Source organism: Anoxybacillus sp. FSL W8-1294, from assembly GCF_037965005.1.
Taxonomy (GTDB): Bacteria; Bacillota; Bacilli; order Bacillales; family Anoxybacillaceae; genus Anoxybacillus; species Anoxybacillus flavithermus_G.
Genome location: NZ_CP150179.1, coordinates 910,282 through 924,540, shown reverse-complemented (window position 1 = coordinate 924,540; position 14,259 = coordinate 910,282). Strand labels below are relative to the sequence as shown.

Annotated in this window: 11 protein-coding genes; 4 read left to right on the top strand and 7 right to left on the bottom strand. The window is 41.9% G+C overall.

The window, feature by feature from the left end:
* Positions 1-183 precede the first annotated feature (183 nt).
* A complete protein-coding gene (locus tag NSQ23_RS04820; RefSeq protein ID WP_339173414.1) occupies positions 184-1,068 on the bottom strand; it encodes a sulfite exporter TauE/SafE family protein in 885 nt (294 codons plus the stop codon).
* Between the two features lie 217 nt (positions 1,069-1,285).
* Between NSQ23_RS04820 and NSQ23_RS04815 the strand changes: the two genes are divergently transcribed.
* Complete coding sequence (locus tag NSQ23_RS04815; protein WP_339173412.1) at positions 1,286-1,651, top strand: transposase; 366 nt, start codon at positions 1,286-1,288, stop codon at positions 1,649-1,651.
* Between the two features lie 165 nt (positions 1,652-1,816).
* On the opposite strand, the gene NSQ23_RS04810 is transcribed toward NSQ23_RS04815, so the two are convergent.
* Entirely contained in the window at positions 1,817-3,145 is a 1,329-nt protein-coding gene (locus NSQ23_RS04810; RefSeq protein WP_339173410.1) for a TrkH family potassium uptake protein, read from the bottom strand.
* A gap of 433 nt (positions 3,146-3,578) precedes the next feature.
* Here NSQ23_RS04810 and NSQ23_RS04805 point away from each other — a divergent pair, with 433 nt between their 5' ends.
* Together NSQ23_RS04805 and sigK are read left to right on the top strand one after the other, a co-directional pair.
* Entirely contained in the window at positions 3,579-4,808 is a 1,230-nt protein-coding gene (locus NSQ23_RS04805; protein ID WP_339170721.1) for an IS110 family transposase, read from the top strand.
* Between the two features lie 297 nt (positions 4,809-5,105).
* Positions 5,106-5,819: an RNA polymerase sporulation sigma factor SigK gene (gene sigK, locus NSQ23_RS04800; RefSeq protein ID WP_339173407.1), complete on the top strand. Its 714-nt coding sequence runs from the start codon at positions 5,106-5,108 to the stop codon at positions 5,817-5,819.
* A gap of 76 nt (positions 5,820-5,895) precedes the next feature.
* On the opposite strand, the gene NSQ23_RS04795 is transcribed toward sigK, so the two are convergent.
* Positions 5,896-6,132: a hypothetical protein gene (locus NSQ23_RS04795; protein WP_339173404.1), complete on the bottom strand. Its 237-nt coding sequence runs from the start codon at positions 6,130-6,132 to the stop codon at positions 5,896-5,898.
* A complete protein-coding gene (gene tnpB, locus NSQ23_RS04790) occupies positions 6,123-7,277 on the bottom strand; it encodes an IS200/IS605 family element RNA-guided endonuclease TnpB (protein ID WP_339173401.1) in 1,155 nt (384 codons plus the stop codon). The genes NSQ23_RS04795 and tnpB overlap by 10 nt, the downstream gene beginning before the upstream one ends.
* On the opposite strand from tnpB, the gene tnpA reads away from it, so the two are divergent.
* On the top strand, positions 7,246-7,497 hold the full coding sequence (tnpA, locus tag NSQ23_RS04785) for an IS200/IS605 family transposase (RefSeq protein ID WP_318274890.1): 252 nt from the start codon (positions 7,246-7,248) through the stop codon (positions 7,495-7,497). The two genes, tnpB and tnpA, sit on opposite strands and share 32 nt — an antisense overlap.
* Before the next feature lie 438 nt (positions 7,498-7,935).
* Here tnpA and NSQ23_RS04780 read toward each other — a convergent pair whose 3' ends face one another.
* From NSQ23_RS04780 to NSQ23_RS04770, 3 genes are read right to left on the bottom strand one after another with little or no spacing between them, the layout of a single operon-like run.
* Positions 7,936-10,905: a type I restriction endonuclease gene (locus NSQ23_RS04780; protein ID WP_339173398.1), complete on the bottom strand. Its 2,970-nt coding sequence runs from the start codon at positions 10,903-10,905 to the stop codon at positions 7,936-7,938.
* Between the two features lie 12 nt (positions 10,906-10,917).
* Positions 10,918-12,219, bottom strand: coding sequence for a restriction endonuclease subunit S (locus NSQ23_RS04775; protein WP_192952471.1), 1,302 nt, complete (start codon positions 12,217-12,219; stop codon positions 10,918-10,920).
* On the bottom strand, positions 12,209-14,230 hold the full coding sequence (locus tag NSQ23_RS04770) for a class I SAM-dependent DNA methyltransferase (protein WP_339173393.1): 2,022 nt from the start codon (positions 14,228-14,230) through the stop codon (positions 12,209-12,211). Before NSQ23_RS04770 ends, NSQ23_RS04775 begins: the two co-directional genes overlap by 11 nt.
* Positions 14,231-14,259 lie beyond the last annotated feature (29 nt).

Here is a 14,259-nt window from a genome sequence, read left to right as displayed (position 1 = left end):
CGCTTGTTTAACCTTGCACGACAGAGGAACGGGCTGGAGAAGCACCCGAACGTGTCATGACATCTATAACGTAGGCTCTGTTTCAAGCCTTGGTCTGGTCAACATGGGGCTTACAAGCCCATGACTTTAGTCATTGGGTTGTTGACTCTTGTTTTTCGCTCTAAATTTCTGTTCTATTTGCCATTATGACGCAAGATGATCAGATAGAGACGCTTTCCGATGTGTGCGGATTGCCCACCATATCGAAACAGCCCAGCCAAATATGATGATTGCGTAAATCGTTGCATACCAGTTGCCAGGAGTTTCCCATGCATGAAGCAAGGTGCGAACGTTTGTGAAAATGATGACTCCTCCAACCAAAACCCCGAGCAAATGGGATGGCATCTTGCGGACAAGCCATGCGGCGATTGGCGCAGCGATGATTCCCCCTAACATAAGCGTTCCTACCCAAAACCAATTGAATTGTTCCCAGCCTAATGAAATGACAAATCCAATGGTAGCAGATAAAGCAACAGCAAATTCCGATGTATCAACTGTTCCCACCACTTTTCTTGCTTCCATTCCTTTATTCGCAAGAAGAACAGGGGTGGAAATCGGGCCCCATCCTCCTCCGCCAGTGGCATCAAGAAAACCGGCCACTAAACCAAGAGGAACAAGCTGCTTATTCGAAAATTTTCGCGGCGGTTGCTGATCCTGTCTAGGAGAAAGAAACAAAAAACGATACATAATATAAAACCCAAGCGCCAACAAAAATAGTGAAATATATGGTTTAATGAAATCTCCTGGAAGATTGCTTAAAAAGCAGGCGCCGACAAACGCGCCAAGCGATCCGGGAATAATTAATTTGATCACCATGTCGCGGTCGACATTTCCAAATTTAATATGAGATACGCCTGAAGCTGCGGTTGTGACCACTTCCGCTAAATGCACCGAGGCGGAAGCGACCGCCGGAGCAATCCCGAACACAAGCAACAGCGTTGTTGATGTAACCCCATACGCCATTCCTAACGAACCGTCGATGAGCTGAGCGATAAACCCAACAATCACAAACACGATTAACTTTTTCATTTTATTCCCTCCACCCAAAATAATCGAAATATTTTTATTAATCTATACGTTAATACCAAGTAATCATAGTTGTCAACTATGAATTATAAAAAAATAAAACGGAGTTCAAACTTATCATTTGAACTCCGTTTTGTCTAAGTGTAAACCAACGGAATTTGACATGTGATCATCTCCCCAAGAGTCGTTTGATGGGCAACAGGTTTATGAGCTTTATTCTTTGCGGTGGCAAATTGAATTGCTGTTTAAAGCGTGGAAGTCCGTTTTTGATTTGGAGAAAGTGAAAAAGATGAAGAAAGAACGGTTCGAATGCCATGTATATGGGACGTTGATTGCCATTTTGGAGACTCAGACCTTTCTGTTTCAAGCTCGAACGTATTGGCAACAAACAGAAGGGATTCAAATCAGCGAACGGAAAGCACTAGATGTTCTCCAATCCTATTGGCAACAACTGCTTTTGCGCCTATCCAAGGAAGAAATCAGCCTTTCTTCTCTCCTCCTTCTATTGAGAAAACATGGAAGAAAGGATCGAAGGAAAGGAAAAGAAACGGCATCGGATCTCTTGGTTAAATTAGGTATTTATTGATTAGATTCATAAAAACGCCAAATAACCCTCTCCAAGAGGGTTATTTGGCATGCCTAAAACATGTGGTATTCTTTTTCTTCAGCTAATGAATCACAAACATTGCGTATGGACACAACGACCCTTAACACTAAACTTGACGGGTATGGGATGCTCCCTCGCCTTTGTTCATCCTGTCAATATATCGCCATTTGGATAACGAATATTTGTTTTTTTCGGCTTCGCAATCGAATAAACAAGCGTCAACGGGCCTAATTTTCCAAACAACATGACGCCGATGATCAGCATTTTTCCTACTGCTGACAAATGCGGAGTCATATTCATCGAAAGCCCAACGGTCCCAAATGCAGATACAACTTCAAATAAAAGAACTAAAAATGGAGCATCTTCGGTAAGCGTTAAAATCATCGTGACAAGGAAAATAAACAACATGCTCATCGATGCAATCGCTAACGCACGCAAAATGATTGTATGACGAATAGTACGCTGCCAAATGACCGTTTCTTCTTTCCCTTTTAAAAAGCTCACCACCGCAAAAACGATCACCGCAAATGTCGTCAGTTTAATTCCTCCACCTGTCGATGTACTTCCTGCCCCGATAAACATAAGGAAAATCATCAGCATCGCTGTCGGCTGGTCAAGTGAGCCTACATCGATCGTGTTAAATCCTGCTGTTCTCGGCGTAATACCTTGAAAGTACGCTGCCCATAGTTGTTCGCGAAACGGAAGCGAACCGAGCGTCTTCGGGTTATTATGTTCAAATAAAAAGATGGCAACAATCGCTAGAACGTTTACAATAAGCGTCATCACTAACATGAGTTTCGTATGAATGGACAATTTTCTCCAACGGCGTTGATATAACACGTCAAATACGACTGTAAAACCGAGTCCCCCAACGATGATTAATAAAGTGATCGTCACGTTGACAATGGGATTGCCGACAAAGCGTGATAAATTGTCAGGCCATAACGCAAATCCAGCGTTATTGAACGCGGCGATCGTATGAAAAAGGCTGTAATATAGCCCTTTCGCCCATCCCATTTTCGGTACCCAATCAATAGCTAGCAAAATCACTCCAATACATTCCATAAACAAAGAAAATAACAGTAAATTGCGCGCCAAACGAATGACACCGCCAAGCGATGGCTGATTTAACGCTTCTTGCATCAACATGCGTTGCTTCATTCCGATTTTTTTTCCAAGCACAATGACGACGAGCACCGCAAACGTCATAATCCCAAGCCCACCAACTTGAATAAGCATCATTAAAACAACTTCTCCAAATACGGTAAACGTAGAGCCTGGGTCGATCGGAGCTAATCCGGTTACCGTTGCGGCAGATGTCGATAAAAAGAACGCATCAAGCCAGCTAATGTCCTTCTCTGTTGCAATCGGCAACTTTAATAACACCCCACCGACAACAACGAGAAAAAGAAACATAATTGCTAACAACTGCGGTGGGTTGAGTTTTAACGGTTTTGTCATTCCTTTTTGCACGACTCATCCTTCCTCGTATAGTATGTTTAGAAAGATTTTTAAATCGAATTTCCAGTTGGATATGCTCCTTGACAATCGCATATGTGTAAGTGATTTGCCCACGGGGGAGGGGCGCGCCCCTCCCCCGTGGATGGCACTACATCGGGGTTGGACTTTTCGCGATGTTCTTGGATAATGGTCTTAGGATCATCGGGGACACTCTTCTCTCTCCTGTAGCTTTGACTACTTAGAAAGTCTGTCTCCCCGGCTCCTGTTCGGACTTCTAACCCGCAGGCTGTTCCCGTTGGTTTCCCATGCTGGAAGGAGCAGCTTCCAGGCAGCCCATGGCCCAACGTGAGTTCTCATATGCGAGGGTGACTGGTCAACAGGCGCGGTCCGGGGGCATCCCGAAGAGTCCCAACCCCACGATCCTACTACGATTGGAGGTGATCTCATGAAACTCTACGTCGGGATTGACGTGAGCTCAACGGACTTATACACGTGTATCATGGATCAAGAAGGAAACACGTGCGCCCAATTCAAGGTGGACAATCATCTCCTTGGCGCGACCTTCCTTCGCGATCAAATCCTCCTGTGGGCCAACAAGCGCCAACCATCCGAAATTCTCATCGGGATGGAAGCCACTTCGGTCTACAGCTGGCATCCAGCGATGTTTTTCCACCAACAGGAGGAGCTGAAGTCTTGGAATGTCAAGGTGTTTACCATCAATCCAAAGCTCATTCGCAAATTTAAAGAAGCGTACACTGACTTGGATAAAACGGACGGCATCGATGCGTGGATCATCGCCGATCGGCTTCGCTTTGGCCGTTTGAAAGTGACAGCTGTCATGCAAGAACAGTTTATCGCCCTTCAACGGCTCACGCGCATGCGCTATCATCTCGTCCATCAGCTGACTCGGGAAAAGCAGTACTTCCTCCAACACTTGTTTTACAAGTGCAGTTCCTTTACCCAAGAGGTGGACAGCTCCGTGTTCGGACATGCCATCTTAGAGCTTCTTCTCGAGTCGTTTAGCTTAGACGAAATCAGTCAGATGGACGTGCAACAGCTCGCTGACTTCTTGCGCCAAAAAGGACGCAATCGCTTTGCCGATCCGGAATGCATCGCCAAGTCCATTCAAAAGGCGGCTCGTTCGTCGTATCGGCTTTCCAAATGTGTCGAGGATTCCATCGACTTGCTTTTAGGGCTATCAATTCAATCCATCCGTAGCCTTCAAGCGCAAATTAAAGAGCTAGATAAAGCGATTACTCGCCATTTGGAAGGCATCCCAAATACGTTACAAACGATTCCCGGCATTGGTCCGGTCTACGCCGCTGGCATCTTAGCCGAAATTGGACAAATCGAGCGCTTTGACAACCAAGCCGCCTTAGCAAAGTATGCAGGTTTGACTTGGTCTAAGCACCAGTCCGGTCGGTTCCAAGCCGAGGAGACTTCCCTCATTCGTTCCGGCAATCGCTATCTCCGTTACTACCTAGTGGAGGCTGCCAACTCGGTACAACGGCATGATGCGTCGTTTCGCACCTATTACCGGAAGAAGTATGAGGAAGTACCAAAGCACCAACACAAACGAGCCCTCGTCCTCACCGCTCGAAAACTCGTGCGTGTGATCGATGCGCTGCTACGCAACGGTCAAATCTACACGCCAAGAAAGGGGGAAGATCGATAGGGGTATCGATCTAACTGATTTTGCATTAAAACCCAGTTAATGACATAAGACAAGACTGGGCTTCTTAAGTATTGCCTTTTTTCGGGTCATCGGACAATCGAATTTCCAATTTCGATGATTTTTCACCTTGACATATTACCGCAGGACTTCACATCATGTTTTTATATTTCACGATTATATATCATTTTCTTCATTAAACAAAGAAGGAAAAAGAAAATAAAGTGTCCAAACACGAACAAGTTTTCTAATGCATATACATACATAAGCAACAAATGACCACCTGTGAGGTGAACGAACATGGGCACGATTTTTTCTGCGCTTGCTTTGTTTGTAAAAGAGCTCGTCTTTTTAGTTTCTTATGTAAAAAACAATGCCTTTCCACAACCGCTTGATGCAAAAGAGGAAGCGATGTATTTGAAACAGATGGCGAAAGGAGATGAACATGCTCGAAACAAGCTGATCGAACATAATTTACGTCTCGTTGCTCACATCGTGAAAAAGTTTGAAAACACCGGAGAAGACCCAGAAGATTTAATTTCAATTGGCACGATCGGGTTAATTAAAGCGATCGAAAGCTACTCAACCGGAAAAGGAACAAAGCTTGCCACATATGCTGCCCGTTGTATCGAGAATGAAATACTTATGCACTTGCGTTCGCTCAAAAAAACAAAAAAAGATGTTTCTCTTTACGATCCAATCGGGCAAGATCGCGATGGAAATGAAATTAGTTTGTTAGATGTATTAAAATCTGAAGACGAAGATATTAGTGATATGATTGAAAAAAATAACGAGCTCGAAAACATCGCCCAACATTTACATGTACTGGACGACCGCGAACGCCAAGTGATTATTAGCCGCTTCGGTTTAAATATGCAACCGGAACTCACTCAGCGCGAAATCGCCAAAGAGCTCGGTATCTCACGCAGCTACGTCTCGCGCATCGAAAAACGCGCATTAATGAAACTGTTTCATGAATGTTATAAACATGATAAAGGAAAAAAAGGATCGTAGTTAAAAAGGTGTCCCACACGCACTCGGGACACCTTTTCATACGTTACTAAGCTTCCGTCTATTTCTTATGCGTTTTTCAATATAATATACAAAAATGATGACTACAGCCCAAAACAAAAAGTGATTGAAAAGGACAAGCAATGGATGGCTGCTCCCCTTCATGAAACTTCTCCGATGGCGCCATCATCCTGTCCGCTTGAGCAACGATGTTTTCAAACTTTGACTGAAACGCTTTTTCATAATGTCTTTTACATCCCACTACGTTCAGTTGAACTACCGCTAGGCTAAAGCCATAGCGGATTCCTACGAACACCGAAATCCTCTTCGGTTATTTAGTAGGCGATCCCCACAGTTCCTGCGGTTAAGAAGCCTAATCGCTTCGTTTTTAATATTGATACTTGCGTTCACATCTCGGTCGTGATGAGTATGGCACACAGGACATTCCCATTCACGCAAAGCAAGATGTTTCACGTCTTTGTTTTGATAGCCACAGCACGAACAAAGCTGGCTAGACGGAAAGTTTTTTGCTACGGTGACAACTTGTTTTCCGTACCATCTAGCCTTGTATTCGATCATGACTTTAAACATTGACCAAGATACCTCTTGAATCGCTTTTGCAAGGTTATGATTTTTTAGCATATGGCTTACAGACAAATCTTCCATCCCGATGATGTCGTGGTTTTTGACAATCTCGGTGGAAATTTTGTGTAAGTAATCATGTCGTGCATCTGTTATTTTTTCGTGCAATCGTGCAACTTTTATTCGTTGCTTATTCCAATTCGATCCACCTTTTTTTCGTCTGGAAAGAATACGTTGTGCTTTTGCTAGCTGTTCTTCTAGCTTACGAAGCCATTTCGGGTTGGCGTATTTTGTTCGATCAGAAAGAACGGCGAATTCCTTCAAGCCAACATCGATGCCAACGGCTGAACCCGTTTGAGGCAACGCTTGCACGTCAGTTTCAACCAAAATGGACACAAAGTATTTCCCGCTCGGATTTCGTCTAATCGTAGCAGACAAGATACGCCCTTCTACTTCACGACTTTTAGCAAAACGAACAAGGCCAAGTTTAGGTAGCTTGATGTGTTGATCTAGCACAGCAATATTCCCATTTGTATGCTTAGTTGTATACGATTGCACAGCATTCTTTTTAGACTTAAAGCGCGGTTTGTCGTTTTGCTTTTTAAAAAAGCGATCGTACGCATCATCCAGATGCTTGAGTGAAGATTGAAGCGCAATGCTATCCACTTCTTTTAACCAAACGAATTGTTTCTTTAATTGCGTTAATTGAGAAGAACAAGCGTTGTAAGTTAATCCCTTGCCCGTTTGCTTATAAGCATCCTCCCATTTCGCCAAAAAATAGTTGAATACAAAACGCGAGCAACCGAATGTTTTCGCGATTAATACTTCTTGTTCTTTATTTGGATAGATGCGAAATTTATATGCCTTATTTACAATCATTGATTTTTCACCTCCTTATTCTCCGAAATGGAGTATTCTTGAAATCGTTAGATTATTGAAGCAACTTACAACCTATCGAATATGGCAAAAGCATAACAAATATCTTTCTCAATATTTTTGGAAAGAAAGAACCTTTTGGAGTGATGGATATTTTTCTTGTAGTATTGGAAATGTAAGCAAAGAGATTATCCAAAAATATATTCAAGAACAAGGTTATTAGGGCTTACATCCCCTAGCCTGAAGGCGTAGGAGTTTTACGCCCATCACCCATAAAACTCAAGCCTTGATAAATTTTATAGTGTCGAACAAATAAACCTGTAATCATTTTATCCCCCAATCAGTAATTTTTTTTCATTGCAAATAACCGTTAGCATAATCGATTGTTGCTCGACTATGATGAGGACAAAAATACATAGATGCTTTTATCGAACGTGTTGATTAACCAATAAAAACAAGTTGACATCGCTCTATTCCTAACTTTTCTGCCGTAGTCGGCAAACGAACCGTTTGCCGACTAGGAGTAGCATGTCCTCCTCGAGCAATGAACGCTTTTCTTGTTTGAGGGAAAAGGCAGAAAAGCTTGTATTCAGCCATATGATTCGATGTTTTTTAGTGAAATAATGGATAATCAACACTCATGATATACTTATTGTATTTTTTACTCTCTTACCTCGATATTCCGCGCCGCTTCATACACCTCATTTAAGAACGCATGTAGTACCGTTTCTTGAAAGTCCTTGTCTGTAAATAGCCGCTTAAATAGCTGTTCGTTAGAGTTTTTGGTTGCTAGGAAGCTTTTTAATGCCTGCGGGGTTTTGGAGCGAATAAAGTTTTCCCGCGAGCTGTTTTTCGCTTGGTGAATCGTGATTTCATCATGAAGCATTTCTTCTTTTGCTTGTTCAAAAAAGACGCGGTCGCTCGGTTTAAAGTCTGTGCCAAAACGCTGATTGATTAATTCGAGAATGGCGCTTAATCGGTCTTTCTTATCTTCTGTCGCTCCTGCTGATCCGCTGTCTGTTAACCCAGTTAGTTCCGATGCTTGGCCTTCTGATAAATCAATCGATCCTTCAAACGTTTTCTCTAACCGATAATACGTTAACTGCACCTCATCATCTAATTGAAGAGCACCTGTATTTGTATTTGGCAGCTTTTTCACAAGCATTTGCACATAAACGAACAGCTTGTGCAGGTTGGCATCGGTAAACGGTGCAATTTGACTAATATACGAATACGAACGAACAAACTTATTTAGGGCGTTTTTACATTCTGCTTGTTCTTCTTCCGGCAACTTGTTATACCGAACAACTGCCTGATCGACGATGCGATGCAGTTCTGCTAATTCCCCTTTGCGCTGGCGGCTTTGCGGTCGGAAAAACACCTCCGCATATTCATCGACTTCCCGTTGTTCAAAAATTTGATAACCGAATACGCGGTTTTTCAAGTCATATATTACGTTTAAGTCTGTTGTTTCCGCCAACTTTGTCGCCTCATAGTACTGTTTAAATGCTTCGTAAATAGTTTCTGCTTCGTTCACAAAGTCAAGAACAAACGTATCTTGCTTTGCTCGATGTGTCCGGTTTAAGCGAGAAAGCGTCTGCACTGCCTGTATGCCGGAAAGTTTTTTATCGACGTACATCGTATGCAGTAATGGTTCATTGAAACCCGTTTGATATTTATCGGCGACAATTAAAAACTGGTATTTGTCCGTTTTAAACTTTTTTGGTAACTCACTTTCCGCAAATCCATTGATTTGAGCTTCCGTTACTTCTTCTCCTGTCACATCGTCATACAGCGTGCCGGAAAAGGCAACTAACACCCCGTACGGATAGCCCTTTTCCTTCATGTACCGTTGCATCGCTCGATAATAGAGAAGCGCTTGCTGGCGGCTTCCGGTGACAATCATTGCTTTTGCTTGTCCAGCGATTTTATGGCGCACGGCTGTTTTAAAATGCTCTACAATAATTTCTACCTTCTGTGCTACGTTATACGGATGCAGCGCCATATATTTTGCCAACGCTTTTTTCGCTTTCTTTTGATCTAATTCTGGGTCATCGTCAATCGCTTTGGAAAGTTTGTAATACGTTTTGTACGTCATATAGTTCGCCAATACGTCTAAAATAAATCCTTCTTCAATTGCTTGGCGCATCGTGTATAGATGGAAAGGGCGCGGCACTTCTCCGTCGTACGTTCCGAACATTTCAAGCGTTTTTGCTTTTGGTGTTGCGGTAAAGGCGAAAAAGCTAATATTAGAAGGGCGACCACGCTTGGACACTTCTTTAATTAATTCCGCTTCACTATCTGTTGTCGCTTCGGCAAGCTCCGCCTCTATTTCTTCCCTTTCGCTGACCGTATAATCGCGCAACGCTTCACGTACTTTTTGCGCTGTTTCGCCTGTTTGGGAAGAATGGGCTTCGTCCATAATAATGGCAAAGCGTTTCCCCTGTTGCTGTTCGATTTTATCAAGAATGAAAGGGAATTTTTGCAGCGTTGTAATAATAATTTTCTTTCCAGTTTGAATCGCTTCGGCTAGTTGTGCAGAGTTTTTGTCGATTTTTTGCACAACGCCTAATGTTTGTTCAAACTGGGCAATCGTCCCCTGCAACTGCCTGTCAAGGACGACACGATCGGTAATGACAATCGTGGAATGAAAAACTGGTTCGTTATTTTTATGAAGACCGCTTAAACGGTGGGCAAGCCAAGCGATTGTGTTGGACTTTCCTGAGCCAGCGGAGTGTTGGATTAAATACGACTCTCCTGCTCCTTTCTCTTTCACGTCGGCGATGATCTTCCGAACGGCATCCAGTTGATGATAACGCGGAAAAATCATCGTAACTTTTTTCTTCCCGTCTTTTTCGTCTACTTCTAAGTGCATAAAGCGCTGCAAAATTTCTAACAAAGAATCGGGAACGAGAACTTCTTTCCATAAATATTCTGTTTGAAATCCAGCAGAAGGAGGATTTCCCGCCCCACCGTTATATCCTTTGTTAAAAGGAAGAAAATACGTCGATTCTCCAGCAAGCTTAGTCGTCATATACACAAGATCGTGGTCAACGGCAAAATGGACAAGCGTCCGAATTGGATGTTTGGTGAACTTAAACATCGTTTCCCTTGGATCACGGTCTTGTTTATATTGCCGTTTCGCATGGTTGACGTTTTGCCCGGTGGGACGGTTTTTCAGCTCCATCGTAACGATTGGAATGCCGTTTACTCCTAACACCATGTCTAGCGATTTTTGGTGTTGGTTAGAGTAGTGTACTTGCCGTGACACGGTAAATCGGTTCGCTTCATAGCGAACCAATGCTTGTTCGGACAGTTCATGCTCCGGTTTAAAATAAACGAGCTTAATTTGTTGCCCAAATAAGTCGATTCCTTTTCTTAACACTTCTAACGTCCCACGAAGCTCCAATTCTTTCACTAATCTCGCGATAATTTGATTGGCTGTATCCGATTTAAAATGTTTTTCGAGCTTTTGCCATACGGCAGGCTGTGATGTTTGGATGAATGTCATTAACGTGTCATGGTCTAAACACGTATCGCGGTTGTAGCCTAGCCCACGTACATACCCGGCTTCTAATAAATCAGCTTCAATCGCTGTTTCAAGCGCTTTTTCTGAACGATCCACTGCCATCCTCATCGCCCCTTACAAAATCGTCTCTAGCTCCTCCTCCGCCTCTTTCCAATCCGAAACATCTATCTGCCCCGTCACCGCTGCGGTAATAAGCGAAGAGCGGTATTCGTCTAGCAACATAATTTGACTTTCCGCTTTTTTTATAACTTCATTTACATCATTCGTTAATTTATCAAGAAACTCTATAATTGCTGCTTGTTCTTTGAGCGGTGGAACAAAAATTTTAAAACTGGAAATTGTTTCTTGAGTCAAGGTAGGCATTACACCACCTCCAGCGAATAGACGAACTTGATTCTGAATTAAATTCGAAACAAGGGAGTAATAGAAATATTTAGTTATCAATTTTATATCTGTAAATATTACTAATTGAGGATTGATAGTTGCAGCATCCTCTAAGCCATCTATCAGAGCTACTTTTCCTATCGATGAACCAGTTTTACAAAATATAATGTCATTATTTTTTATTTGAATTTCAGGGGATTCATAGTATTTTTCCCAAGAAAGATATGTTAAGTTATCTAACGATAAACACTGATCTTTTATATTCGAAGGGCTAAATGTTATTGCTCCTTCTTTTTCACCAACTATGTCTTCTGAGCTATAACCTCTAAATCCAATTCTTCCGTTTATAGAGCAAATGTTTTTAATTCTTTGTACGATCCAATGCTCCGGCACTTCCCCCAACCATTCAATGCCTGAATCTTTCATTGGAACGTTTGGATCGAGTCCTTTTGTGACGGCTTGGGTAATCAACGAGGAACGGTATTCCCTCATTAATTGTATTTTTGTTTTTAATTTTTCCTTAATAATTTCTATTTGGCTCTCTTTCTGTTTTAATATCTCGCCTATTTTTCTTTGTGTTTTAATTGGAATTTTCGGGGTTCTCAAATTTAAAAATTGTTCAGGATATAATCTTAGCCTTGATTCGATTATACCGGTTGAAAAACGGCGAAATTCAACTTTTGAATGCTCAGAACGAAGGTAATAATGTAAAAATACTGTATCCCAATTTTCTGGATCAATTAGACGATATACATTATATGAAGGGCTTACAACACCGTTATAGTCAGAAACACCTAGGCTTCCATTCCAAGCAAGCATGGTATTTATTACTAAATCTCCTTTTTCCACACATTTATATCCTTTTAAGGTACTCGCCCTGCTTAAAAAATCGCCATCTTCTATGAGTTCTGATTTTGGCTTAATCCCACTGTATTGAGATACAGATAATAAATTGGCGTTTTCGTCTTCGTTCGGAGTATTTATTTCTTTCCATATATACTTATTTCGAATGAGAGGCCAGTTATTTTTCATTGAACAATGCCCCCATCATTTCATTTATTTCTTTTTCCAAAGACAATATCTTGTCTCTTAAACTATATATGTCCTCTTGGTTTGGGATATCATAAAAATACCGAGCGAATGAAATCTCATACCCCACCACTGTCTTGTCATGGTCAATCCATGCGTCTGGAACAAATGGTTTGACTTCGCGTTCGAAGTATTGTTCTACATCTTCTTTCAACGGGACGTTTTCGTAGTCGCGCAGTTCTGGATTAGGCTCTAAATTGCCCTTGTTGTCTTTGCAAGGCTCTGCGTCCTCATCATGTTCACCAAAGACAGAGATGATAGCTTTTACAATAGCTGTGCTCAACTTAATGTCTTGTTCTTGGGCAGCCTTTTTTAGTTGTTTTAGGAACGTATCCCGGCTCATAAAAATTTTCCCTTCAAACGAAAGAAGGAGAGTTTTAATTTGTTGCTGCAGACGTTCCCCTTCTTCTATTTCCGCTTTCGCCGCTTCCCCTTTTTTCTTTGACTTTGCTAAGTTAGAAAAAGCACTTTCTTCTTCCAAAGCAGCTAGCTTTTCTTTCGTAACCGTTATTTTTAATTTTAATGGTCGTTCTACTGTAATGCGTCTATATCCAAAATCTTCGTTATCAAAAATTTTGACATGCTTTCCTTCCGTAAAATCACCGTACAACCGCGTAATTTCATGAATATGCTCATCTAACAACTCGTTTCGCTTTTCACCTAAAGGTTTGCGCATTTTTTGGAACAAATGCGTCGCTTGGATTAACTGGATTTTTCCTTTTCGTTTTTCTTCTTTTTTGTTCGTTAATACCCAGATGTACGTCGAAATGCCTGTATTGTAAAAAAGTTGGTCAGGCAACGCGACAATTGCCTCTAATAAGTCGTTTTCAATAATCCATTTCCGAATTTCCGACTCTCCGCTTCCAGCACCTCCAGTAAATAAAGGAGAGCCGTTAAATACGATCGCAATTCGAGAGCCGCCTTCGTACGCTGGCTTCATTTTTGATATCATATGTTGCAAAAATAGTAGCGAACCGTCCGACACACGCGGCAAACCTGCGCCAAAACGCCCTTCAAAACCAAGAGTTTCATGCTCTGCTTTAATGACATCTTGTACTTTTTTCCAGTCCACTCCAAATGGCGGATTAGATAACATGTAATCAAACTTCTCGTTGGCAAGCTGATCTTCTGAAAACGAATTCCCAAGTTTAATATTTTGCGGGTTATCGTTTTTCAAAAGCATGTCGGCTTTACAAATCGCATATGATTCAGGGTTCAATTCTTGTCCAAATGTAATCAACTCAGCCTGCTCATTTAGCTTACGGATATATTCCGAAGCAACAGAAAGCATCCCGCCTGTCCCGCAGGCTGGGTCATAAATCGAACGGATAACTCCCGGCTTTGTGAGTTCATCCGTACCATTAATAAAAAGCAAATTGACCATTAGCTTAATCACTTCACGCGGCGTAAAATGTTCCCCTGCCGTCTCATTCGATTGCTCCGAAAAGCGCCGAATCAGTTCTTCAAATATGTATCCCATTTCCACGTTTGACACACGATCTGGATGCAAATCAAAGTTTGCAAAATTTTGAATGAGAAGATAGAGAAGATTTGCTTTTGCCAAACGGCTAATTTGCTTATCAAAATCAAAATGCTCAATAATATCTCGTACATTTTGCGAAAATCCAAATAAATAGTCTCTAAAGTTGTCTTCAATATGTTGCGGGTCGTCCAATAACTTTTTAAGCGTAAAATTCGACGTATTGTAAAAAGGCTGCTCCGCTGCTTGTTGAAGTAAAAAATCCCCGTCTTCAATCGTCATTCCCATCGCTTTTAATTCTTCCAATTGCGAAAGAACCGCTTCCTTCGTCGGTTCTAGCACCGCATCAATACGCCGAATCACCGTTAACGGTAGAATCACTTTTCCATATTCCGATTGCTTATAATCTCCGCGCAACAAATCTGCATTCGCCCATATAAACGACACTTTATCTTGAAATTGAATGGAATCCATGGTGTTACCTCCTGCAGCTTCTATCTTTC